A 22,352-nucleotide genomic window follows, 5' to 3' on the forward strand; every position below is an offset into this window, starting at 1 on the left:
CTGCCTAAACCCATACCGCCACATTTCCACCCCACCATGAGCGACCAAGCCACCGAACGCATCTTTCAAGACGACATCATTCGCCAGCTGCTGGCCAATGGCTGGTTGCTAGGCTCGCCGGAAAAGTACAACCGCGCGCTGGCCTTGTATCCCGAGGATGCGTTGGGCTTTGTGCAAGAGACGCAAGACGCGCAGTGGCAAAGGTTTTGCGCCAACCACCCCAAGGATGCGGAGCAGAAGTTTTTGCAGCTTGTGGCTACGCAACTGGGCAAGGCCGACCCCAATGCCACGCACAAAGACAGCCGCACCTTTGGCACGCTGGGCGTGTTGCGCCACGAGTTGCGCGACCGCAATGCGCGCCTGTCGCTGTGCCAGTTCAAGCCCGAGCACGACCTGAATCCGGACACGCTGGCCCGCTACGCTAAAAACCGCCTGCGTGTGGTGCCGGAGCTGGTGTATAGCCCGTGGTGTACCGATGCCTGTTTCGCGGAGACAGGTGCCAAGGCCAAGGCGTGGCGCATTGACCTAGTGTTGTTCGTCAACGGCCTGCCGGTGGCCACGCTGGAACTGAAGAGCGAATTCAAGCAGGCGGTGGACCGGGCAGTGCGACAGTACAAAACCACGCGCCTGCCGGTGGACCCGGTGGCCAAAAAGCCGGAGCCACTGCTGACCTTTAAGCGCGGGGCGCTGGTGCACTTTGCGGTGAGCCAGTACGAGGTGCATATGGCCACGCGGCTGGAGGGGGAGGGCACGTACTTTCTGCCCTTTAACAAAGGCACGGCAGACGGCGGCGCGGGCAACGATGTGCCAGACGACATCAACCGCTACGCCACCGATTACCTGTGGAACGAGGTGCTGCTGCCGGACAACCTGCTCAACATCCTGGCCCGCTTTGTGCACCTGCAGATTGAGGACAAGGAAGACTGGGAAGGCCGCAAGTACAAGAAGGAAAGCCTGATCTTCCCGCGCTACCACCAGTGGGACGTGGTTGGCAAGCTGCTGACTGCGGCGCGCACCGAGGGGCCGGGGCAGAAGTATTTGATTCAGCACAGCGCGGGATCGGGCAAGTCCAACTCCATTGCCTGGGTGGCGCACCAGCTCTCTGCGTTGTACAAGCATGACGGCAAAAAGCAGTTTGACTCGGTGATTGTGGTGACCGACCGCACGGTGCTGGACGCGCAGTTGCAAGACACCATCTACCAGTTTGAGCACACCGATGGCGTGGTGGGGCGCATAAACAACAAAGAGGGCGATGGTTCCAAGTCTGAAAAGCTGGCCGCTGCCCTGGAGTCTGCCCAGCCCATCATCATCGTCACCATCCAGACTTTTCCGTTTGTGTTGAAGGCGATTGAAAACAGCGTGAGTCTGAAGGAGCGCTGCTACGCCATCATTGCCGACGAGGCGCATTCGTCGCAAAGCGGCTCTACGGCGCGGCAGCTCAAAGAGGTGCTGATGAAGGAGGCCGGTGAAGCGGGAGATGAGGCTGCCGAACTGGATAGCGATGACATCATTGCTGCCACGGTGGCGTCGCGCCGCGCATCGGGCAACCTGAGCTACTTTGCTTTTACCGCCACACCCAAGGCCAAGACGCTGGAGCTGTTTGGCCGCGTGCCGCGCCATGACGAGGTGCCTTCGGCCACCAACAAGCCGGCGGCGTTCCACGTATACAGCATGCGCCAAGCGATTGAGGAGGGCTTCATCCTCGACGTGTTGAAGAACTACACCAACTACAAGGTGGCTTACAAGCTGGCCCTGAAGGTGCAGGACGCCGATGCAGAGGTGGAAAGCAAGCGCGCCAAGGTGAAGCTGAACCAATGGGTGCGCCTGCATGACCACAACATTGCCCAGAAGGTGATGGTGATTGTGGAGCACTTCAAAGACAACGTGATGGGCTTGCTGGGCGGGCAGGCCAAGGCCATGGTGGTGACCAGCTCGCGCAAGGAGGCAGTGCGCTACAAGCAGTGTTTCGATAAGTACATATTGGAGAAGGGCTACCAGAAGATTCACGCCATGGTGGCGTTTTCGGGTGAGGTGGAGTTCACCGACAAAGACCCGGCTGCGGCGGGCCAGATCGGCGAGAAGTTCACCGAGACGAATATGAACCCGAACCTCAAGGGCCGCGACATGCGCAAGGCTTTCGATTCGGACGACTACCAGGTGATGATCGTCGCCAACAAGTTCCAGACCGGGTTTGACCAGCCCAAGCTGTGCGCCATGTATGTGGACAAGAAGCTGGTCGGGGTGGAGTGCGTGCAGACGCTGTCGCGCCTGAACCGCACCTACCCGAACAAGGCTGAGACGGGCACCTATGTGTTGGACTTCTTCAATGAGTCGGATGAGATTCTGGAGGCGTTTCAGCCGTACTACCAGACAGCGGAGCTGCTGGATGTGTCGGATCCGAACCTGATCTTTGCGCTGCGGGACAAGCTGCGGGCTGGGGGCATTTTTACGTGGCAGGAGGTGGAGCAGTTCTGTGCGGCGTTTTATGTGAAGAACAAGAGCAACGCGGCTATTGCCAACATTTGCAAGCCTGCGGTGCAGCGCTGGCAGCTGCGCTACAAGTCGGCGGTGGAGGCTTTCAAGATTGCCAAGGACATGTTTGAACGCACCCAGAAGACAGGCGATGCCGTGCTGATTGCCAACGCCGAGAAAAGCCTGAAGGAATGCCAGAAGGAAAAGGACGCGCTGGAAATCTTCAAGAAAGACCTGGGCACCTTTGTGCGCTTTTACGAGTTCATGTCGCAGATCGTGGATTACGACGATACCGACCTGGAAAAGCTGAGCCTGTACGCGCGCAGCCTGCGACCCATGCTGCGCGAAACCTTGCTGGAAGAAGACGACATCGACCTTGGCAACGTGGTGCTCAGCCACTACCGTGTGGCGAAGATACGCCAGCAGGATCTGGTGCTCAAAGAAAATAGCGCTGAGTACAAGTTGGTGCCCGGTGAAGGCTTGGGCACGGCCAAACCAAAAGATAAGACGGAAGAGCTTCTGTCGCAGATCATCAACCGCCTGAACGAGGTGTTTGTCACCGACAAGCTCACCGACAAGGACATGGTGAACTACGCCTATACGATCCGCGACAAGGTGGGTGAGAACATCAAGGTGATGAAGCAGATCGAGAACAATTCGCCCGAACAGGCCATGCTTGGCGACTTCTCCAAGGCGATAGACGATGCCATCATGGACAGCAGTGAAGCCCATCAGAACCAGATGATGCAGTTGCTGGCCGATCCGAGCAAGGCAGCCAACTTTGCGCGAATAGTGTTTGATCTGCTGGTGCAGGGTAATTCCCCCAATATCCACCGTTACGAGAAGTAGATCGGTTACGCGGGAGGTCTAATCGCAGAATTTGGGTAGTGCGCGAGGCTATGTGGGGGCGGTGATGATGTGTTTTCACCTGGCCTGAAGCAGAGCCCTAGCGCCCTACCGCGTGAATAGCAACCAGTCGGCTTAAGCTCATGCCTGAGGAATGAGCTTCTTCGAGTGAGGTTTGCGCATCGTTTCAGTCCCTGACGCAGCTGGCTGTCGCCACATCCATGTAGGTGTGCTCAACAGCAGTAGGAGTAGCCTTCGCAAAACTGCCTACAGATCGCCTACAGCCTGAGAAAAAGAAAAAGCCCGCTATCCAAAAGATAGCGGGCTTTTTACTGACTTGGTGGGAGAGAGGAATACAACAATTTCTTAAGTAGTTGATTTAATTGAAATTCCTTGCATATAACAAAATTGGGATACACATAGGGATACAGAAAAATTTCTGCTGAAAAATTAAGCAATCGTTTTTTGATCATTTTTTAAGCAACTACCACATCCGAGATGTGTATGCACATTTAAGCGGCCGGTTCACCGACGGGGTAGGCATTCAGCGCATCTTCCAGATCTTTTGCCACTTCACGGATGAAGGCTACAACAGCATCGGCATGATCTACTTGTTCCTCAAGTCTCCACACCCGGATCGCAGACTCTAAGACACTAGAGGCGGATCCAACTGCTCTGCTTAGATTGTCAAATGCCTTTCCATCGTCTTGGTAGGAAAAGAGCTGTTCGCTATGGCCAAAGTATTGCAATTGGCTGATGCGTTTTTCGATCAACTTGGAATGTCGTTCATCTTCATTCCATGACACATCTTCGCCCGCAAAATAATAGTCGAGGAATGTGGCGTACTCCCTTAGCTCAAGCACAAGAGCTCGGAGTGATCCGCAATCCTTGGCTAGTAGGAATCGAGCATATTTTTTTCGCCGCCTGTGTTCGCTTCCAGATATCCATAGTGACGCGCCCACAGCAGCAGCCGTGGCCACCGCACCAATAGCCGACCAATCTACGCGCCAGCAACTAATTGCATCCAACATACGATTCCCTGAATGTACTCAGGAGCGCATCATATCGAACCGCATACCCGTGTTCGTGGCTCCGGCCCTTAGTGAGCCAGCACCACTAGCCCCGAGAACCCCAGTTTGGGCCTGCCCCAAGTGACACCCCTTTGTCCGGGACACTGGCTAGGTCGGTCGCTCAAAGTGATGCTCGCTTTGCCATCATGGCCGATATGGGTGCCCACGTGAATCGGTGTGGGCAACTCTTGGGCAGTGCAGGCTCTAACTTGCTATAGGAAATAGAATTCAGCTACTTTACAGGAGGGGCAAGATGACGCCATCTGATTGGGGAGCAATCGTTGCTGCAGTGTTTGCTGGGGGATCGCTGTGGGTCTCGGCATGTAGCTACCGCCAAGCCAAAGGAATAGAAAAGAGATTGCTACTTGACGAGAAAATGGAGTTCGGCCAGGCGCTTAATCCTGACTCAGTCTCTCTGCCTGATCACCGGCGAGCGGTCATCCACATTGGAATGGCAAACCTCGGTCATCGCAAAGCAGTCATCCGGAAGGTGATAGTTCGTGATCCGTCAGGGCGAGAGATTCTGGTCACTTGGTCGGACAAAATTGACTCACTGGGAAATGTTGAAGACAGAAGATCTCCCATATCAGTAGCCGACAGTTCCAGTTTGTACATTCGCGACAACAGAGGCGTTTGGTTTGACACGGGCACCACGATTGAGATCCACCACAGTCAAACGAATTCGCCATCTACCGTGACTTTTACAGACCTTGATGTAACACCTTAGCGTTCCCACATTAAACAAGCCCCGCTGGGCGAACCATACGGGGCTTGTTGTCGGTGGGATGAGGCTATGCTATTTCGTCAGCCTGCATGAAGGTCTCCATGCGCTCCGGGTTGTCGTCCTGATAGACGCGCACCCATGCAGGCACCCGCATACCGTCTCGGGGAAGTAGCTGCTCCAAGCGGTTGTCCAGGCTCTCTATTGACTCCCCAGGGTGACGGGTGATTTTCTTAGCGGCGTTGCCATAGTCCATGATGCCTATGCAGTCGCTCTCGTCGCGCTCTTCACGCCCGCCAGCGCCTTTGACACCCATCACGCTGATGATGATGACTCTGGGCAGTGAGTCCAAGTCCTCCAAGCCCATCACCATTTCCAGCCTCTTGATTCGGTTCCCGAGACTCATCGGCTCCCCCTCATGTCATGAGCCTGCTGCTCAAGTTGGTTGATCCGTTTCTCCAACTCCCCCGTCTCGATGGCCGTCCTCAGTAGGTTGAGGACGTAGGCCAGTCGGCTGCCGTCTTGTGTCGGTATCTGGCCGGACTTCATCTGTCGATACAGCCGGGCCAGTTCACGCGATACATCGTCTGCCGTGCGCAGTGGTATGCGCAGACGGGGGGTAGGAGCCTCCAGAATCTCAACGCCATCAACGACTATCAGCTCTCCTGCATCGTCTTTTTGGGCCATCTACAAGGCTCCTTTCCTACTTATTCAGCCGGTTGGTCGGCCTGTCGGTCGGCCATTGCCTTTGCGAGCGTGTCGGCCACTCCGGGGATTTTCCAGCCGCTGCCGAACATGCGCACCAGTTCGGAGATAGGCTCCTGGGCTTCTTGTTGCAGCGAATTGATGGCACCTTGTACCGACTGCCGCGCTGCCGCGATGGCCAGGGCGTCGGTGGCGTACACAGAGGCCGTCGCCGGGTCAGCCAGACTCATGCGGACTGTCTCAAAGGTCTTGTCGTCCATCCCGGTCAATTCTTTGGGCAGGCGTACCAGCGCTTGCTTGGCGCGGTCACTCCACCCCATGGATACCATGGTCGTAATAGGTGGGTTCTCGCGGTACATCCGGGCGATCTCCAGATCAATCACAGCATCGGCTGGCGTCTGGTCTGGAATCTTCACCAGGCCGCTGGTGCTGGCGTTGAATTCGCTCTCCATCTTGAGAACGGCCTCGGCGGTGGTCTTGAGATTGCTCAGGGCGTTGGATGCCGCCTGCTTGATGCGGTTGCGCTTACCCTCATGACTAAGCTCACGATCACTGTTTACCGTGTCACGCTGGCCGACAAAGCGATTTACCAGGCCGGTGGCGCTTGCGACGGCTTCGGGGTCAATTGCCCTCCATGCGCGACTGACAAACGGGGACGCGTTGGTGTCTACGCCGGTGGGCCAGATTGCTTTGATGCGACCATCGATGCGGATAGTGGTCAGATTGGACATAGTTTTAACTTTCAAAAATAGTGTGTTTATGGGTAGTTCCGTGAAGTGCGGTGTCGCGCCCCTGTAGCGCGTGCAATTCGATCTGCTGCATCACTGACGGCCTCCTGGCGGGTAATCCGTCTTGAACATGCGCAGCAGCTCCTGGCGGTGCTCTGGCCTACTGTTCAGAATGTCTTGGCGCATCTGCTCCCTGGCCTGAGGTGAATCACCCCAATAGTCACATGCGCGTATCGCCGCGTTCATCAGCTGCGAAGTGATCCGGGCAGCGTCCTGGATGCAGGCAATCAGTTCGTATTTGTTAGCCCGGATTGCCGCCCGCTGGGCATCGTTGAGCAAGCCCGCCTCAACCTCGATGCCATCGCCGTCTGGCGTGACGCTGGGAGTAATACCGCATTCCAGAAGCTCAAAAAGGATGGTTTCTGCGGTCATCAGAATTTCTCCTTCTCGGTCTTTTCACCCGGATCATTTGGAGAAGATTCCTTGCCAAGATTCCAAGATTCCACGTTTTGAAAGTTGGGAATCTTGGAATCTTGGGCGGAATCTTCGTCAGAACTGGAATCTTGGGGCAGTCGCCAGTACCAGCCGTCACGCGCCCCGTTTTCCCCTTTCTTGCGGATCACTCCGAGTTTCTTGCTCGCCGTCCAGACTTGCTTTTTGCTGAAACCAGCTTTCAGAACACTTCGCTGTGCTTCATCGGCGGGTGTCCAGCAGTCAGCGGTCAAGCATGCTCTCAGCATCTCGCAAATGTCGTTGCTGTCCTCTGCGCTGCCGTCATCGTCTGGATCGGTCAGCAGATCACGGGCAGTGCCGTCCACCGCCTTTCCCCACCCAATACGCGATGCCTGAATGCCTGGGATTGGCTCGACCTGCTCCAGCGCGTATTCAAAGCCGCCATCGTCTGGGCCGATGTTGGACTTGGCCCGCGCCAGAATGCGGGCGTCCTCTCCGGTCTCCATGCTCTTGACCTTGGCAGCCACCAGCACGACACGAGCCACAGCGGTAAAGGCCACAGAGCCCACCACGCGCTGCGCCGGGTCTGAGCCTTGCCCACCCTTAGAGAAGTGGCTGATACCCAGCACAGCACAGCCGCATTCCGCACCGAGATCGACCAGCGGCTGCAAAGCTCGGCGAACCTCAGTATTTTTGTGACTGTCGCCAGTCACTGCCGAAACTACCGGATCAACAATCAGCAGGCGCATGCCGCCGATCTCTGCGATGGCCTGGCGCAGTCCGTCCAGGTCGCGGGCAGGGTCGAATGGCTGCATCTTTCCATCCACGCCCTGAGCACCCTGAATGAAGTAGCAGCGGTCACGGTCAGCACCAGCGGCCAGCAGGCGGGGGAGTAGGGTGTCTGCCGGATCGTCCTCTCCGCTCCAGATCAGGACGTTGCCTTTCTCTACCCGGGTTCCATCTGGCCAGCGACCGCCAATGGTCACGGTCGCGGCCATGGTCAGCGCCAAGGTGGTTTTGCCCTGACCAGGCGCACCGGCCAGGATATGCAGCTTTCCCAGCGCCAGCCAGTGCTGCCACAGCCAGCGGATCGGCTCGGGGTGCAGGTCTGTGCCACGCTGCAGAATCACACGGCATGCGGGCTTGTCTACCTGGGCTTGGTGTTGGTCATCCTCCATGGGCGGAAACGTGCGTTCACGCATTGGTGGGCGGTAGGCCAGCGCCTCGGCCATGCTGGCGTCTACGGCCTCAAAGGCCAATTTTTGATTGGTCATGCGAATACCTCCCCGACCTGATGAATGCGGTTTGCAGCCAGCAGCACACGCTGTCGGTCGTCTTGCGACAAGACCACTCCATGCGCTATATTTGCGGCTGCAATCGCAATCAAATTGCTCTCGACCGCCAAAACGTCCAAGGCTTGGCGGGCGGTAAAAGGCGTTGGTTTTGTTGGTGCGGGGGATCCATCCTCGATCCAGCATCCCAGCGCCTTTGCTGCGTCTACGAACCCCATTCCATAGGCTGCCATGTGATAGGCCACGGTATCGCCACCTCGGGCACCACAACCGGCCATGCAGACGAATGCACCGCTGTGCAGATTGATCCGCATGCTGTCGCTGCCGCCGTGGAATGCGCAGGCCGTACTGACCCACTTCTTGCCCTTGCTCAGCTTCAAGCCTTCGGCCTCGTAGTAGCTTTGGGGGTCAGGTTTGCGGGATTGGTCAATTGCCATCAGCGCCACCTTTCACTTCAATATCTTCGGCTTGCAGCTTCTCTATTTCCTTGAGCGCCGCGAGCAAGGAGTTCTTCAACGTTGCCGCCTTAGCGGAGTTAATCGTCATGCCGATGCGCACGAACTTGGCAGCATCCTTAGCAACCCTTGCAGCCTTCTGGAGTGTTTCCTCGGCGCGATTCCGGGTGCCTGGGTTTTGGATAAACCCAATAGGCTTTGGACGTGCTGGTGCAGTCGGATCGGTAGCGATGGCCTTGACGGCTTCGCGCAGGGGCAAATCGGCAACGCGTTGCCGTTCTGCTTCTGGCAGTGCGGGGAATGCAGTTGCCAGCTTCATATAGCTGCGGGCCGTGCGCGGCGCTACAGCACAGTTATCCGCAAGCCAGCTCTCCCACTGTCCGTGGGGAACCTGCTCCTTTGCCTTCACCAGTAGCGCCCCAGCCTCAAGCGCGCACTGCATTGCTCCGCGTGCTTTGTTCTCTGCCTCTGCCACCTTCTCATTGATGGCCTGGGCCAGCGTTGGAATGATGTTGCTCATGCCGCACCTCCGTTCTTCGAGGCCTGACCTTCTGCCTGCTCTGCAATCTCCATTGCAAAGAGCGCATCGGTGAAGCCGGATTCAGCAGAGCGCAGCCACCGCCAGGTGGGCGTGTTCTTGTCCGGAAATGCTGCTGCGGCAAGGGAGATGGTGGATTGAATCCGGCAATGCAGATAGGTGAACTCATCAAAATCGAGCGGCAATCGGGCAGCAAGCCACTTGACGCTATCCAGTGCCAGCTCAGCGGCGTTTATTGAATCGCGCTGATCTTCCGGCCAGTTGCCGCTACCCAGGAAATGTTCGCCGGCGCGGACCAGGCAGTCTTCCATCAGGCGGCAAGCCAAAACCTGAATTTGTCCAACAGTCGGCAATGCAGCAGCTTCCACTGCCGTTTTGGCAGCGTTTTTCTTGGTAGACATGGGTTAGCCCTCCAGCTTCTGATCGAGGGCGCTCAGGGCTGCGATAGCCTGCTGGGCTTCGGCCAGGAAATTCTGGGCGAACAGGTACATCGGCTCGTTAGCGAGCAGCATCGACTTGCAGCGGCTCAGGCTATTGAGCGCCAGCGTGTGCAGTTGGATAGGGTCAGGGGTGCCCGTGGTGGGCGATGCGCAGATTTGCGCGGCGGTGGATTGAGCCATGATGGCCTCCAAGAGTGTGTGGTTAGCTGAAACCACCGCACTGAGTCCAATCAGGGCGGTAGCTCGACAGGTTGGACTACCGGACACACTCTTGCGAGAACCGGCCAGGCTTGCGCCTGCCTGTCGAGCCACCATAAAAGGGGCGCGAATGACAAAGCCGCATTCCATTGCGGGAGCTGCGGCTTTCGTCGCAGAGTGTGTAAGCACGGGAGTCCAGGCCCGATCACGCTTTACTGGCGTGACGTTGCCAGTATAGCCCGAGCTGGGGAAAGTGCAAGCGGTATTCAAGCTGCCACCTCCAGGCGCTGGGCCTTCTTGGCGTCGATCCAGGCGTTGATTTCGCCCTCGTCAAAGAACACCGCGCTCTGGCGGTTTTCGCCCAGCTTGATCGGACGGGGGAAGCCGGGATCAGAGTTGACCAGCTTTTCGAGACCGCTCTTGCTCAGGTCGAGAACCTTTGCAGCGGTGGTTTTGCGGAGCAGGGCCATGTGTACGCTTCCTTATGCGTAGTAGTACATGACTCCAATGTGCTGCGAGCACGCTGCGCTGGCTATTTGCCGTGCTCTCGCATGCCTTGTCGTGTTCTGGCGTGTCTTGCCGTGTCTTAGCGTGCCCGCCTTAGCCTCTCGCGTAGGGCCCTCAGACTCAGGATCTGGGGCTCATCATTAGCATCCATCCACTGCAAGCCTTCGGTACTCACTCCGAAGAATGGCGGGCGCGGCGGGCTCTCTTGGGCCATCTGGCGTAAGGCCATGAACACTAGCGCACCATCGTCGCCATGTTGTGCCACAGCTCTGGCAATAATCGGAGTGAGAAAGTCTCCGCGCTGACCGCTGGCTCGGCTTTTGGCAGCATTGCGCACCAAGGCTCGATGCTGCTCTATTCTGGCCTTCCCCGTCGCTATCAGCTCCCGCAAATGAGCTACCTGTGTCGCCAGTTGCGCCAAGTAAACAACGCACTTAGCCACTGCATCAGCATCAAGATCGCTCCCGTTTTTAGGCGCATCCAGTAGGGCAGATAAGGCTCGCAGTGTGTACCTGACTTCCCATCCCTGCGCTTCAATATCGCTGAGTTGCAGATCGTCGTGTACCGCTTCCTCTTGGTCTGTGGATAGCCGTATCGTAGGCACGCTCGCCATGATGGTTTTCACGGCGGCGTGCAAGCTGTCTTGCAATATCAATACTTCCCCCCAAAGCCCCTGAATTAGATTGCCAGCCCAGCCTGTCAGGGAAACAGGTTTTCGCACCGTCGTGCTAGGGCCAGCAAAAACTTATGCCGTCTGAACTTTGGCTAGGCCGCTAACGGCCAGCAGGTCGATCTGGTCAGCCCACCACTGCATTAGCTCACGGCGCTGGTTTAGGTACTGGGCCTTGTTGTAAACGCCTTCGGTGCCCATCACCTTGTGCGCAAGGGCACTGTCCACGATCCGATATTCCTTCCCGGCCTCATTAGCTGCCGTAGAGAACAGATGGCGCATGCCGTGGGGGGTCTGCCTATCTTTGTAGCCCATGCGGTTCAGCGCCTGGTTAAAAGTCATGTTGCTGGCCGGGGTGTTGATCGGATCGTCTCGCCCAGGGAACAACCAGGGAACGCCAGTGCTATAGGTTCGCAGCTCCAGCAGCAGACGGACAGCTTGGCAGGGGAGGGGGAGTATGAAGTCCCGGCGCTCTTTCTTGCTGTCAGCTGCGATAGTCCACAGGCCCGCGTCAAGATCGAAGTCATCCCACCGAGCCTGACGCAGCTCACCAGGACGCACGGCCAGTAGCATCATCAGTTGAAGCCCAATGGAAATATGCCGCGCCCCGTGGCTGCGGATATCCCGGATGAGCTGGGGAGTTTCTTCCGGCGAAACATGCGGGTAGTTCTCACTCTGGCCAGACGCCAGGAACTTGTGCTGCCCCTCGATAGGGTTGTATTTGATCCAGCCCTGTATCTGCGCAAAGGTGTATGCATCTTTGCAGTAAGAGCGTATCTTGCTCAGCGATTCAAGGATGCCCAAGCCCTCCATGCGCTTGAATAGTGCAAACCATTCATCGGGTTGAATATCGCGGTAAGCGCGCTGCCCCATTGTGGGAATGACGTGGCGATCCAGCATGCCCCGTGTCCGGGTGAAGTTGTCTGGCGTCCACTTGCTGCGCTTCGTTTCAATCCAGCTTGCGACTAGGCCGGCCAGCGTGTCGGAGGCGTCCACAATGCCCTCCGCCGCCTTCTTGGCTATGGATAGGGAGGTGCCATCGTCTCGCGCCTTCTGAGTAAGTTCTGCAGCCTTTTGGCGGGCCTGCTGGCCTGTGAGGTGATGTGCGCCTTTGCCGTAACCGCCAAGACCGAGCCATGCCCATTTGCCATCGGGCTTCTTGTAGCGGAGCTGCCAATCCTTGCCGCCATTCGACCTCACGCGTAGGTAAACCCCATCTGCATGTAGTTCTCGGTAGTCTGATTTCTCAGCCTCCAGGGCATCAACCACGGTATCAGCCAGCGGGCGGCGCTTGATCTCTGATCGCTTCATGGCTTGTATCCCTTTTTGTTAGAAGATTTTTAGAGGATACACGGAGGGATACAAGAAGACAAGCGCTATGCAGGCGCTTTTGTGGGCGTTGGCGGGCGTGTTTCTATAGCTAAGTTGTTGTTTGGAAATGAAAAAACCCACATGCGTGGGCATGTGGGTTTATCGTTTTGGTGCCGGAGAGATGAATCGAACACCCGACCTTCTCATTACGAATGAGCTGCTCTACCGACTGAGCTACACCGGCGTTAGAGAGAAATTATAGCGTGAAATTTTGGCTCTCAGACCAAATTGCGGAATTTATGCTTCCGTGTGGTAGCGGGTGATGCGCTCGACCTCGTTCTTCGAGCCCAGGACCACGCTGACGCGCTCGTGCAGCTTGGTCGGCTTGATGTCGAGGATGCGTTCGCGGCCGTTGGTGGCGGCGCCGCCGGCTTGCTCTACCAGCCAGCTCATGGGGTTGGCTTCGTACATCAGGCGCAGCTTGCCGGGTTTGTTGGGTTCGCGCTTGTCCCAGGGGTACATGAAGACGCCGCCACGGGTGAGGATGCGGTGCACGTCGGCGACCATCGAGGCGATCCAGCGCATGTTGAAGTCCTTGTTGCGGGGGCCTTCCACACCGGCCAGGCATTCGTCCACATAGCGCTTGACCGGTTCATCCCAGTGGCGCATGTTGCTCATGTTGATCGCGAATTCCTTGGTGTCTTCGGGGATGCGCACGTTCTCCTGGGTCAGCACAAAGCTGCCTTGCTCGCGGTCCAGCGTGAACATGGCCACACCGTCACCAAAGGTCAGCACCAGCGTGGTTTGTGGTCCGTAGACGCAGTAGCCGGCGGCCACTTGCTGGGCGCCTGCCTGCAGGAAGTCGTCTTCGGTCACGCCAGGGTGGCCTTCGGGCTTTTTGAGCACGCTGAAAATGGTGCCGATGGACACGTTCACGTCGATGTTGGACGAGCCGTCGAGCGGGTCGAACATCAGCAGGTATTCACCCTGCGGGTAGCGGTTGGGCACCAGGTAGATGCTGTCCATCTCTTCGGAGGCCATGGCGGCCAGGTGGCCACCCCATTCATTGGCTTCGATCAGCACTTCGTTGGCGATGATGTCCAGCTTCTTCTGCACTTCGCCTTGCACGTTCTCGCTGCCGGCGGTGCCCAGCACATCGCCCAGCGCGCCTTTGTTGACGCTGTGGCTGATGCGCTTGCAGGCGCGGGCCACCACTTCGATCAGCAGGCGCAGCTGGGCGGGGATGAGGCCGTCTACGCGTTGCTGCTCGACAAGGTAGCGGCTGAGGGTGATGTTTTTCTTCATGGGTGGAACTCCTTCAAACTTGGTCAATCTGGGTGGGCTCAGCGCTTGGGCTGGCGCGCTGGCTGTGGGGCGGGCGGTTGGGCCGGCTGTTGCGGCGGGGGCGCTGCTTCGCGGCCGTTCAGCTCATCGCGCAGCTGTTGGGCGCGGGCCAGTTGGTCGCTGTGCCCCTGGGCGCGGGCATATTGCTCATAGGTGCTGAGCCACTGCCGCGCTTGCTGCGGGTCATTTTGTTCGTGGGCCAGCACCATCAGCTGAAAGTAGCTGTCGTACACGGTGGCGTGGTCGCCTGCGCCTAGGGCGATCTGCAGGCGCTCTTGCAGGTAGTTGCGGGCGGCATCCACCTGGCCGAGCATGTAGCTGTTCTGCGCCAGGTTGGCCAGCAGGCCGCGCAGGCGCGGGGTCTCGCCCATCGCTTGCAGGCGCTCGCGCGCCACGGGCAGCAGCCGCTGGTTGGCTTGCAGTGCCTGGCGGTACTGGCCTTGCTCGTGCAGCACATAGCCCAGGTCTTCGTAGATGCCCAGCACCTGCAGCTGCGTGGGGAAGTCGGCAGCCTGCGGGGTGGGGGTGCTGTTGTCCCAGCGCATCTGCGTGGGCAGCTGGGCCACCTGTTGCAGCGGGTAGCGCACGGCCAGGGTCTGCACCTGTTTCAGCGCCGCCTCATAGCGCCCGCCTTCTGCCAACCAGCGGACGCTGGCAATGCTCAGCTCCAGATGCGGGTAGGCCCATTGCGGATCGCTGGGCTTGGGCATGGCCGTGATGGCCTTCTGCGCTGCCAGGCCCGCCTCAGACGGCATGCCACGGCGGCTGAACAGGGTGGCCTGGGTGTAGTACAGCCGGAAAAAATCCAGCGCCGGCGCCTTGGTGCGCTTGAGTATAGGTTCGAGCGCTTGCAAATCGGCGCTCATCGCGCTGCCGCTGAAGCGCCCGCCTTCGGTAAACACCGCTGCGTAAAGCGGTGCAAAGCGTTTTTCAAAATTGTTGTTGCCCGTAGTGGGCAGCGCAGCTTCGGCCGGGGATGTGGCTACCGCATTGGCGTTGCCGCCGGTTTGTGCGGTAGCCAGCAAAGGCATGGCTGCAGCCAGGCTGGCCAGGGCAGCGATGCCCTGGGCCAGCAGCTGTTGGCGCATGCCTTGGCGCATCAGTCCGCCATTGCGCGCGTGATCACTTCGCGCACATCGTTGCTGAGCTTGGGCTTGGCGGCGACCTTGGCAATCGCGTCGCCTGCTGCGCTGCGGTAGGGCTCGGGCAGCTTCTTCCAGCGGTCCAGCGCGCGGGCCAGGCGGGCAGCGACTTGCGGGTTGAAGGCGTCCAGCGCCACCACCTGCTCGGCCCAGAACGCGTAGCCAGCACCATCGGCGCGGTGGAAGCCACCGGGGTTGCCGTTGCAGTAGCTGAAGATCACGCTGCGGGCGCGGTTGGGGTTCTTGATGTTGAAGTCGGGCTGTTTCATCAGCGCGCGCACGGCGGGCAGGGCGCTGCCGTTCTGGTCCGGTGCGCTGGCTTGCAGCGCAAACCACTTGTCCAGCACCAGCTCGTCGTTCTTGAACATCTGGTGGAAGCTCTGGATGGCAGACTCAGCCAGCGGGCTGCCGCTCACCACCAGCGCGCTCAAGGCGTTGTAGCGGTCGGTCATGTTGCCTGCGTCCTTGTAGCGCTGCAGGGTCTTGCCAGGCCAGACCTTGTCGCCCGATTCGCGCGCAGCCACGCAGAGCATCAACAGCGCATGGCCGGCCAGTGCGCGCTTGCCGGCGCTCACTGCGTCGGGCACATAGGCGCCGGTGTGGCTGCATTCGTCGTAGGCCCAGGCCCAGTCGGCAGCCAGCTCGGTGGCCAGTTGCTGGCGCATGGCTTCGCGCACCGCGTGCACGGTCTGCGGGTCGACCTGGTCGAGCTGTTCGCTGATATAGCCTTCGGAGGGCAGGGTCAGTGCCAGGTCCTTGAAGGCGGCGTCGAGCTGCGGATCTCGCAGCACGTCGCGCATGGCCTGCACAAACGATGCGGGCAGCAGCTTGGCTTGCGGTGCAGCGGCATCGGCACCAGCGGCGCTGCGTGCGGCAATGGCTTGCAGCGCAAAGCGCAGGCCCAGGCGTTGGCCGGCTTCCCAGCGGTTGAAGGCGTCTTCGTCGTGGGCCAGCAGGTGCAGTAGCGCGTCATCGCTCTCTTCGATCTGCAGCACCACGGGGGCGCTGAAGTTGCGCAGCAGCGATGGGGCAGGGGCTTGCTCGACACCGTCAAAGACGATGGTGTGCGATTCCTCGGTCAGCACCACGGTGTGGTTGGTGGCGCTGTGGGCGATGCTGCTGAGCGCCTGGCTGGGGCGGATGTTCAGCGGCAGGCTGCGGCCATCGGCTGCCAGCAGGCCCAGCGTGACGGGGATCACAAACGGCTCCTTGCCAGGCTGGCCCGGGGTGGGCGGGCAGGACTGGGTTAGCGTCAGGGTGTAGGTCTGCGCTTCTGCGTCGTACACACCTTGCGCGGCCACGCGGGGCGTGCCCGACTGGCTGTACCAGCGCTTGAACTGCGGCAGGTGCTGGGCCAGTGGTGAGCCGGGGTTGGCATCGGCAATGGCCTGGGCAAAGTCGTCGCAGGTCACGGCCTGGCCGTCATGGCGCTCGAAGTAGAGCTTCATGCCCTTGGCAAAGCCTTCGCGGCCCACCAGGGTGGACTGCATGCGCACCACTTCCGAGCCTTTCTCGTAAATGGTGACGGTGTAGAAGTTGTTGATTTCGAGGTAGCTGTCCGGGCGCACAGGGTGGGCCATGGGGCCTGCGTCCTCGGGGAACTGCACAGTGCGCAGCACGCGTACATCGTCGATGCGCTTGACGGCGCGGGCCGAGGCGCTGCCAGCCATGTCCATGCTGAACTCCTGGTCGCGGAAGACAGTCAGGCCTTCCTTGAGCGAGAGCTGGAACCAGTCGCGGCAGGTGACGCGGTCACCCGTCCAGTTGTGGAAGTACTCGTGGCCCACCACCGACTCGATATTGGCGTAGTCGGCATCGGTCGCGGTGGCCTGGCTGGCCAGCACGTACTTGGTGTTGAAGATGTTCAGGCCCTTGTTCTCCATCGCGCCCATGTTGAAGTCGCTGGTGGCGACGATCATGAAGCGGTCCAGATCCAGGCTCAGGCCAAAGCGGGCTTCGTCCCAGGCGATCGAGGCCATCAGCGAGTTCATCGCGTGCTCGGTCTTCTCCAGGTCGCCGGGGCGCACAAAGACCTGCAGCAGGTGTTCATTGCCGGCGCGGCTCTTGATCTTCTGCTCGCGGGCGACGAGGTTGCCGGCCACCAGCGCAAACAGGTAGCAGGGCTTTTTGTGCGGATCGACCCACTTGGCAAAGTGGCGGCCGTCGGGCAAATCGCCTTGCTCGACCAGGTTGCCGTTGGACAGCAGCACCGGGAACTGGGCCTTGCTGGCGCGCAAGGTCACGGTATACATCGCCATCACATCGGGACGGTCCAGAAAATAGGTGATGCGGCGAAAGCCTTCGGCCTCGCACTGCGTGAAGAACGAGCCATTGCTGGTGTACAAGCCCATCAGCTTGGTGTTCTTCTCGGGCATGCAGGTGGTGAAGATCTCCAGGTCCACCGGGTCACTGCCCTCGGGCAGGTTCTCCAGCACCAGGTCCGAGCCGTCCATCTTGAACGAGGAGGCCGCGCCATTGACCATCACGCGGGCCAGGTTCAGCTCGTCGCCATTGAGGTGCAGCGGCTGCGCTGGCACATCGGGGTTGCGGCGAATGCGCATCTTGTTGAGCACGCGCGTCTTGGCCGGGTCCAGGTCAAAAGTCAGATCGACCGTATCAATCCACCATGCCGGGGCCTGGTAGTCGGCGCGGTACACGGTGTGTGCTTGTCCTTCACGCATCATGGAGCTTCTCCAAAAATTGGTTGTTGAGCAGGGTCGAGAAATCGGGCGCCCATGCCAATACATGGGGGCCGCTGAGTTGCTGTGCATCGTGCGTGGTGCCAATGCCCACCGCACGCATGCCGGCGCGCCGCGCCGCTTCAATGCCGTGCGGCGCATCTTCAAACACGATGCAGGCGGCCGGGTCTATCGCCAGGCGTTCGGCCGCCTTCAGAAAAATATCGGGGTGGGGCTTGCCGGGCAGGCCCTCGTCGCCACGTGCAATGGCCTGGGCCGGGGGCTGCATCTGCAAGTTGTCCAGCACAAAGCGTACATTGTCCTGGTCGCCTGCGGTGCCAATGGCCACTTTGAGGCCCATGTCTCGCGCCTGGGCATGAAAGCGCGCAAAGCCATCGACCGCGCAGAAGTGGGCGGCAAACAGCTCGCGGTAAATGCCTTCCTTCTCTGCGGTGATGCGCTCGCTCTCTTCGGCGCTCACCGTGCGGCCCATCAGCGCGCAGGCGCATTCAAAGGCGTTCTTGCCAGTGGTCTGCGCCATGAAGGCGGGCACATCCAGATCCATGGCGTGGCGGCGTGCGTACTCCACCCAGGCCTGCGTGTGCCAGGGCATCGAGTGGACCATGGTGCCGTCCATGTCAAAAATCAGCGCTTCGATCGCGGGCATTGGGCTTGTCTTCAGGTCCGTATCGGTTGGGAGCCCCAGCCGATCGATAGAGGGGCTGTGGCACACCGCATGCGCGGCAGGGAGGGCGCGCTGCATAAGGTGGGCCACAGGTTTTTTAAACGCCTTGCTTGAGCGAGGCTTCGATGAACACGTCCAGGTCGCCGTCCAGCACCTTTTGGGTGGCGGAGACTTCGACGTTGGTGCGCAGGTCCTTGATACGGCTGTTGTCCAGCACGTAGCTGCGGATCTGGTGGCCCCAGCCCACATCGGTCTTGGTGTCTTCCAGCTTTTGCTGCTCTTCCATGCGCTTGCGCATTTCAAAGTCATACAGCTTGGAGCGCAGGCGCTGCCAGGCCACATCGCGGTTGCTGTGCTGGCTACGGCCATCCTGGCACTGCACGACGATGCCGGTCGGGATGTGGGTCAGGCGCACGGCCGAGTCGGTCTTGTTGATGTGCTGACCACCCGCGCCGGAGGCACGGTAGGTGTCGGTACGCACATCCGAGGGGTTGATGTTGATCTCGATGGAGTCATCAATCTCGGGGTAGACGAACAGCGACGAGAAGCTGGTGTGGCGGCCGCCCGACGAATCAAACGGGCTCTTGCGCACCAGGCGGTGCACACCGGTTTCGGTGCGCAGCAGGCCAAAGGCGTACTCGCCCTCGACCTTGATCGTGGCGCTCTTGATGCCGGCGACGTCGCCCGGGGTTTCTTCTTCGACGGTGGCCTTGAAGCCCTTACGCTCGGCGTACTTGAGGTACTGGCGCAGCAGCATGCTGGCCCAGTCACAAGCCTCGGTGCCACCGGCGCCGGCCTGGATGTCGATAAAGCAGTTGAGCGGGTCGGCCTCGTTGCGGAACATGCGGCGGAACTCGAGCTCCTCGATCAGCGGGCGCAGCTTGGCAGCCTCGGCTTCGATGGTTTCCAGCCCGGCGTCATCGCCTTCTTCCTTGCTCATCTCGAAGAGCTCGGTATTGTCCGCCAGCTCGCTGGTCAGCTTCTGCAAGGTCAGCACGACGGAGTCGAGGGCCTTCTTTTCCTTGCCCAGCTCCTGGGCCTTCTTGGGGTCGTTCCAGACGCTGGGGTCTTCCAGCGAGGCGTTTACCGTGCGCAGTCGTTCGTACTTTGCATCGTAGTCAAAGATACCTCCGAAGCTCTTCTGTCCGGCTGGACAGGTCTTCGAGGGTGTTGCCGATTTGGTTGATGCGTTCTGCTTCCATGTCACTGTGTCCTATTATTGCGGTCTAGCCTGCTATTGTCGCATGCTGGCAGGGCTTGGCCGGCCAGTGGTGCTTTAGGGCATATGCTTGATAAATAATGTTTTTGCTCCCGCTGCGCGGCGTTTGCGGCGGCGGTCGTGGCGGGGCTCACTTCCAGGCAAACCGGGGCTGGTCAAAATGCGCCACCCGGGTGGGCTGGCCGCGCAGGCACACCTCACGAAACTGGTACAAGAATGCGGCCGTGGGCGCGGCCACCCAGCTCTTGCCCATCGGCATGCGCAATACCGGGTGCGGCGAGGCATCGGTCGGCTCCAGCATGGGCGCATCGCTGCGCAGCAGCTCGGCCAGCGGGATGCGGTGCACACTGGCCACTTCATCGGGGTTGGGCTGCAGCTGGGCGGTGGCGCCGGCCCACACCACCACCGGTGTGATGACAAAGCCCGAACGCGTGGCGTAATCATCGAGGCACCCGAGCACCTGGCTGGGCGGCAGCAGCAGGCCTGCTTCTTCATGCAACTCGCGCAACGCGGCTTGCTCGGCCGTCTCGCCGGCTTCGATGCGGCCTCCGGGCAGTGCCCATTGGCCAGGGTGGTTGCGCAAGTGCAAGGCGCGGCGGGTCAGCAGCAACGCAGCCTCATTGCTCCACTGGGCGGGCCGCTGCATGCCTTCGAGCCCGGTGCCTGGGCCTTCGTCCAGCAGCACCAGCGCGACCGCTGCCTGCGCCTGGTCGCTGCCGCCTATGCGCTGCACCTCAAAATGCTGCAGGCTGTGGTGGATGCGCGATCGCAGTGCGTCGCTCAGAGGTATGGGGTGGGTCATAGGGCTGCTGCATTGTAGAAGCGGCCCAGCCGGGCAGTGGGCGCCGGCGAGACAGTGGCCGTTGCCGTGGCGGCTGGTGGGGCCGCATCAATTGGGGCGGGTCTTGTGGCGCAGGCAGACCTGGAACATCCAGCCAAAAGCTGCATCAGGGCCAAACTGTGCCGGCAGCGGTTCGCCCTGTGCCAGCAGCAGCTTGCCGTGCATGACGCTGGCATTGCCGGGGGGAGAGGTAATCAGAATCTCGGGGCCACACCCCCCCGGCAGCAGCACCCGCAGTGTCTGGCCTGGCCGGAAGTGGAGGGGGCCTTGCGGTTCGAAAATGAGCCGGACGGTGCCATGGGCGTGTCCGCTGGTATCGCAGAGCATGCAATGGACGATGCCCTGGAGGGATGGTTGCGCAGTGAATGGATCTTTGCCGGGATGCCCCGGCCCCATGCCGCTGAAGGCCCGTGCTTGCCTGCCATGGTCAGCGCACTGCGAGCAGTGGACCTCGGTGCACCGCGTGGGCAGGGTCTTGCCGATTTGTGGCCTAGGCTCGCGCGGCTTGTCCGGGCGGGGGAATGGCGGAGGGTGGCTGTGGTGATTGGGCGGCTGGAACATCATGGGGCTGTCTCGGTATCTGTATTGAATGAAGCAATGGTTTCGATAGTTTTTTATAAATAGTAAAAGATCAAGCTTCGATGGAACTTACGGGCGTTTGGTGACTGATGTAGATCAAAAGACGGCTGAATGGCACTTGACAACGGTAGGGGCGGTTGCAAGGCGCTGCATGGTGTGGGTGTCGTCAGCGGTCGCGGGCCCAAGGGCAGTCTCAGATCGTGGCCATGGCCAGCAAGGTGTCAAAAAATGCTTTTACACTTGGTTTTTTTGACCGACTTCGCCGAATTTTTCTTATGCAAGACATCCTCCTTGGCCGCAGTGATTTGAAGGTTTCGCCCATTTGCCTGGGCACGATGACGTTTGGCGAGCAAGTCAGCGAGAGTGATGCCCATGCGATGCTCAGCCACTCGCTGGAGCGCGGCGTGTATTTCTGGGACACGGCGGAGATGTATTCGGTGCCCGCCCGCGCCGAAACCTATGGCGCCACCGAGACCATCATCGGCAACTGGTTCAAGGCCAACCCGGGGCTGCGCGACAAGGTAGTGCTGGCCAGCAAGGTGGCCGGCCCATCGCGCGGCATGCCTTGGGTGCGTGAGGGCAAGGGCATGACGGCGGCCGACATCGTGGCCTCCTGCGACGCCAGCCTGCGCCGCCTGCAGACCGATGTGATTGACCTCTACCAGATCCACTGGCCCGAGCGCCATGTGCCGGCCTTCGGCAATCTGTACTACGACCCGAAAAAGGAAACCAGCGAGACGACGATTGGCGAACAGCTGCATGCGCTGGCCGGGCTGGTCAAGGCGGGCAAGATCCGCCACATTGGTCTGTCCAACGAAACGCCTTACGGCGTGCACGAGTTTGTGCGCCTGGCCGAGCAGCATGGCCTGCCGCGCGTGGCCAGCGTGCAAAACCCGTACTGCCTGATCAACCGCATCTGGGAAAACGGCCTGGATGAGACCTGCGACCGCCTGGGCGTGTCGCTGCTGGCGTATTCGCCGCTGGCCTTTGGCCTGCTGACGGGCAAGTACGACGACAGCGGCATCACCGGCCCGCAGGCGCCGCAGGGCGCACGCATTGCCAGCTATGAATCGGTGCGCAAGCAGCGCTGGGGCCGCCCTGAGGCGCTGGACGCGGCCAGGCGCTACAACCAGCTGGCGCGCGACCATGGCCTGACCCCCACCGCGTTGGCGCTGGCGTTTTGCTACAGCAAATGGCAGGTGGCCAGCACCATCATTGGTGTACGCACGATGGAGCAGCTGGACGAAGACCTCAATGTCTGGGGCACGCAATTGTCCGAGGCCTTGCTGCAAGAGATTGACGCACTGCGCTGGGCGCTGGGCGATCCGGCGCAATAAGCTTCGCCGTCCGTTACCGGGCGATTGACGGACTGGTGACGGCAGTGACCCGCAGGCCCTGGTGCAAACCAGGGCCTTTGGCATTGCAAAGGCCGCTATGCTTGGCGGCGCCCCACCCATT

The 22,352-nt window shown here is 60.0% G+C and carries 21 protein-coding genes and 1 tRNA gene; 3 read left to right on the forward strand and 19 right to left on the reverse strand.

The window, feature by feature from the left end; translation table 11 throughout:
• The first annotated feature begins 36 nt into the window (after positions 1–36).
• Positions 37–3,321 (forward strand): type I restriction endonuclease subunit R, encoded by a 3,285-nt coding sequence (locus ACCQ08_RS13775; protein ID WP_373450126.1) that lies wholly within the window; start codon positions 37–39, stop codon positions 3,319–3,321.
• A gap of 509 nt (positions 3,322–3,830) precedes the next feature.
• Here the strand turns inward: ACCQ08_RS13775 and ACCQ08_RS13780 are convergent.
• The gene (locus ACCQ08_RS13780; protein ID WP_373450127.1) at positions 3,831–4,349 is read right to left on the reverse strand and encodes a hypothetical protein; all 519 of its coding nucleotides are present in this window, start codon (positions 4,347–4,349) and stop codon (positions 3,831–3,833) included.
• 292 nt (positions 4,350–4,641) lie between these two features.
• Here ACCQ08_RS13780 and ACCQ08_RS13785 point away from each other — a divergent pair, with 292 nt between their 5' ends.
• The gene (locus ACCQ08_RS13785) at positions 4,642–5,115 is read left to right on the forward strand and encodes a hypothetical protein (protein ID WP_373450128.1); all 474 of its coding nucleotides are present in this window, start codon (positions 4,642–4,644) and stop codon (positions 5,113–5,115) included.
• Positions 5,116–5,179: 64 nt separating this feature from the next.
• Here ACCQ08_RS13785 and ACCQ08_RS13790 read toward each other — a convergent pair whose 3' ends face one another.
• From ACCQ08_RS13790 to ACCQ08_RS13875, 18 genes are all read right to left on the reverse strand, one after another.
• The gene (locus tag ACCQ08_RS13790) at positions 5,180–5,470 is read right to left on the reverse strand and encodes a hypothetical protein (protein ID WP_373450129.1); all 291 of its coding nucleotides are present in this window, start codon (positions 5,468–5,470) and stop codon (positions 5,180–5,182) included.
• 41 nt (positions 5,471–5,511) lie between these two features.
• The gene (locus tag ACCQ08_RS13795) at positions 5,512–5,796 is read right to left on the reverse strand and encodes a hypothetical protein (RefSeq protein ID WP_373450130.1); all 285 of its coding nucleotides are present in this window, start codon (positions 5,794–5,796) and stop codon (positions 5,512–5,514) included.
• Positions 5,797–5,816: 20 nt separating this feature from the next.
• A complete protein-coding gene (locus ACCQ08_RS13800) occupies positions 5,817–6,545 on the reverse strand; it encodes a hypothetical protein (RefSeq protein WP_373450131.1) in 729 nt (242 codons plus the stop codon).
• A gap of 90 nt (positions 6,546–6,635) precedes the next feature.
• Positions 6,636–6,974 carry a hypothetical protein gene (locus ACCQ08_RS13805; protein WP_373450132.1) on the reverse strand — a complete coding sequence of 113 codons (339 nt, stop codon included), beginning with the start codon at positions 6,972–6,974 and terminating at the stop codon, positions 6,636–6,638.
• Positions 6,974–8,269: an AAA family ATPase gene (locus ACCQ08_RS13810; protein ID WP_373450133.1), complete on the reverse strand. Its 1,296-nt coding sequence runs from the start codon at positions 8,267–8,269 to the stop codon at positions 6,974–6,976. The genes ACCQ08_RS13805 and ACCQ08_RS13810 overlap by 1 nt, the downstream gene beginning before the upstream one ends.
• Positions 8,266–8,724, reverse strand: a complete 459-nt coding sequence (locus ACCQ08_RS13815) for a hypothetical protein (RefSeq protein WP_373450134.1) — start codon at positions 8,722–8,724, stop codon at positions 8,266–8,268. The genes ACCQ08_RS13810 and ACCQ08_RS13815 overlap by 4 nt, the downstream gene beginning before the upstream one ends.
• The gene (locus ACCQ08_RS13820) at positions 8,714–9,262 is read right to left on the reverse strand and encodes a DUF3102 domain-containing protein (protein ID WP_373450135.1); all 549 of its coding nucleotides are present in this window, start codon (positions 9,260–9,262) and stop codon (positions 8,714–8,716) included. Before ACCQ08_RS13820 ends, ACCQ08_RS13815 begins: the two co-directional genes overlap by 11 nt.
• Positions 9,259–9,681: a hypothetical protein gene (locus ACCQ08_RS13825; RefSeq protein ID WP_373450136.1), complete on the reverse strand. Its 423-nt coding sequence runs from the start codon at positions 9,679–9,681 to the stop codon at positions 9,259–9,261. Before ACCQ08_RS13825 ends, ACCQ08_RS13820 begins: the two co-directional genes overlap by 4 nt.
• A 3-nt stretch (positions 9,682–9,684) precedes the next feature.
• Entirely contained in the window at positions 9,685–9,900 is a 216-nt protein-coding gene (locus ACCQ08_RS13830; protein ID WP_373450137.1) for a hypothetical protein, read from the reverse strand.
• A 284-nt stretch (positions 9,901–10,184) separates the two neighbouring features.
• A complete protein-coding gene (locus tag ACCQ08_RS13835) occupies positions 10,185–10,388 on the reverse strand; it encodes a helix-turn-helix transcriptional regulator (protein ID WP_373450138.1) in 204 nt (67 codons plus the stop codon).
• Between the two features lie 782 nt (positions 10,389–11,170).
• Positions 11,171–12,406 (reverse strand): tyrosine-type recombinase/integrase, encoded by a 1,236-nt coding sequence (locus ACCQ08_RS13840; protein WP_373450139.1) that lies wholly within the window; start codon positions 12,404–12,406, stop codon positions 11,171–11,173.
• Between the two features lie 168 nt (positions 12,407–12,574).
• Positions 12,575–12,650 (reverse strand) — tRNA-Thr (locus ACCQ08_RS13845).
• Positions 12,651–12,703: 53 nt separating this feature from the next.
• Complete coding sequence (locus tag ACCQ08_RS13850; RefSeq protein WP_339537857.1) at positions 12,704–13,711, reverse strand: class 1 fructose-bisphosphatase; 1,008 nt, start codon at positions 13,709–13,711, stop codon at positions 12,704–12,706.
• Positions 13,712–13,749: 38 nt separating this feature from the next.
• On the reverse strand, positions 13,750–14,850 hold the full coding sequence (locus ACCQ08_RS13855) for a tetratricopeptide repeat protein (RefSeq protein WP_373450140.1): 1,101 nt from the start codon (positions 14,848–14,850) through the stop codon (positions 13,750–13,752).
• Positions 14,850–17,576, reverse strand: a complete 2,727-nt coding sequence (pepN, locus tag ACCQ08_RS13860) for an aminopeptidase N (RefSeq protein WP_373450141.1) — start codon at positions 17,574–17,576, stop codon at positions 14,850–14,852. The genes ACCQ08_RS13855 and pepN overlap by 1 nt, the downstream gene beginning before the upstream one ends.
• Positions 17,566–18,237, reverse strand: coding sequence for an HAD family phosphatase (locus ACCQ08_RS13865; protein WP_239812295.1), 672 nt, complete (start codon positions 18,235–18,237; stop codon positions 17,566–17,568). The genes pepN and ACCQ08_RS13865 overlap by 11 nt, the downstream gene beginning before the upstream one ends.
• 115 nt (positions 18,238–18,352) lie before the next feature.
• A protein-coding gene (gene prfB / locus ACCQ08_RS13870; protein ID WP_239812294.1) for a peptide chain release factor 2 occupies positions 18,353–19,457 on the reverse strand; the annotation gives its coding sequence in 2 pieces (ribosomal slippage) (positions 18,353–19,375 and positions 19,377–19,457; 1,104 coding nt in all).
• Between the two features lie 147 nt (positions 19,458–19,604).
• Positions 19,605–20,276, reverse strand: coding sequence for a CoA pyrophosphatase (locus ACCQ08_RS13875; protein ID WP_373450142.1), 672 nt, complete (start codon positions 20,274–20,276; stop codon positions 19,605–19,607).
• Positions 20,277–21,169: 893 nt separating this feature from the next.
• On the opposite strand from ACCQ08_RS13875, the gene ACCQ08_RS13880 reads away from it, so the two are divergent.
• Positions 21,170–22,231 carry an aldo/keto reductase gene (locus tag ACCQ08_RS13880; RefSeq protein ID WP_373450143.1) on the forward strand — a complete coding sequence of 354 codons (1,062 nt, stop codon included), beginning with the start codon at positions 21,170–21,172 and terminating at the stop codon, positions 22,229–22,231.
• Positions 22,232–22,352: the final 121 nt, after the last annotated feature.

Source organism: Comamonas sp. SY3 (assembly GCF_041730275.1).
Lineage (GTDB): Bacteria > Pseudomonadota > Gammaproteobacteria > Burkholderiales > Burkholderiaceae_C > Comamonas > Comamonas sediminis.

Excerpts from the sequence above, each read along its gene's own strand:
- ACCQ08_RS13815 (WP_373450134.1), bottom strand. The coding sequence starts at position 8,724 with ATGGCAATTGACCAATCCCGCAAACCTGACCCCCAAAGCTACTACGAG.
- ACCQ08_RS13825 (WP_373450136.1), bottom strand. The coding sequence starts at position 9,681 with ATGTCTACCAAGAAAAACGCTGCCAAAACGGCAGTGGAAGCTGCTGCA.
- pepN (WP_373450141.1), bottom strand. The coding sequence starts at position 17,576 with ATGATGCGTGAAGGACAAGCACACACCGTGTACCGCGCCGACTACCAG.
- ACCQ08_RS13775 (WP_373450126.1), top strand. The coding sequence starts at position 37 with ATGAGCGACCAAGCCACCGAACGCATCTTTCAAGACGACATCATTCGC.
- ACCQ08_RS13835 (WP_373450138.1), bottom strand. The coding sequence starts at position 10,388 with ATGGCCCTGCTCCGCAAAACCACCGCTGCAAAGGTTCTCGACCTGAGC.
- ACCQ08_RS13865 (WP_239812295.1), bottom strand. The coding sequence starts at position 18,237 with ATGCCCGCGATCGAAGCGCTGATTTTTGACATGGACGGCACCATGGTC.
- ACCQ08_RS13810 (WP_373450133.1), bottom strand. The coding sequence starts at position 8,269 with ATGACCAATCAAAAATTGGCCTTTGAGGCCGTAGACGCCAGCATGGCC.
- ACCQ08_RS13830 (WP_373450137.1), bottom strand. The coding sequence starts at position 9,900 with ATGGCTCAATCCACCGCCGCGCAAATCTGCGCATCGCCCACCACGGGC.
- ACCQ08_RS13785 (WP_373450128.1), top strand. The coding sequence starts at position 4,642 with ATGACGCCATCTGATTGGGGAGCAATCGTTGCTGCAGTGTTTGCTGGG.
- ACCQ08_RS13780 (WP_373450127.1), bottom strand. The coding sequence starts at position 4,349 with ATGTTGGATGCAATTAGTTGCTGGCGCGTAGATTGGTCGGCTATTGGT.
- ACCQ08_RS13820 (WP_373450135.1), bottom strand. The coding sequence starts at position 9,262 with ATGAGCAACATCATTCCAACGCTGGCCCAGGCCATCAATGAGAAGGTG.
- ACCQ08_RS13880 (WP_373450143.1), top strand. The coding sequence starts at position 21,170 with ATGCAAGACATCCTCCTTGGCCGCAGTGATTTGAAGGTTTCGCCCATT.
- ACCQ08_RS13800 (WP_373450131.1), bottom strand. The coding sequence starts at position 6,545 with ATGTCCAATCTGACCACTATCCGCATCGATGGTCGCATCAAAGCAATC.
- ACCQ08_RS13805 (WP_373450132.1), bottom strand. The coding sequence starts at position 6,974 with ATGACCGCAGAAACCATCCTTTTTGAGCTTCTGGAATGCGGTATTACT.
- ACCQ08_RS13855 (WP_373450140.1), bottom strand. The coding sequence starts at position 14,850 with ATGCGCCAAGGCATGCGCCAACAGCTGCTGGCCCAGGGCATCGCTGCC.
- ACCQ08_RS13840 (WP_373450139.1), bottom strand. The coding sequence starts at position 12,406 with ATGAAGCGATCAGAGATCAAGCGCCGCCCGCTGGCTGATACCGTGGTT.
- ACCQ08_RS13795 (WP_373450130.1), bottom strand. The coding sequence starts at position 5,796 with ATGGCCCAAAAAGACGATGCAGGAGAGCTGATAGTCGTTGATGGCGTT.
- ACCQ08_RS13850 (WP_339537857.1), bottom strand. The coding sequence starts at position 13,711 with ATGAAGAAAAACATCACCCTCAGCCGCTACCTTGTCGAGCAGCAACGC.
- ACCQ08_RS13875 (WP_373450142.1), bottom strand. The coding sequence starts at position 20,276 with ATGACCCACCCCATACCTCTGAGCGACGCACTGCGATCGCGCATCCAC.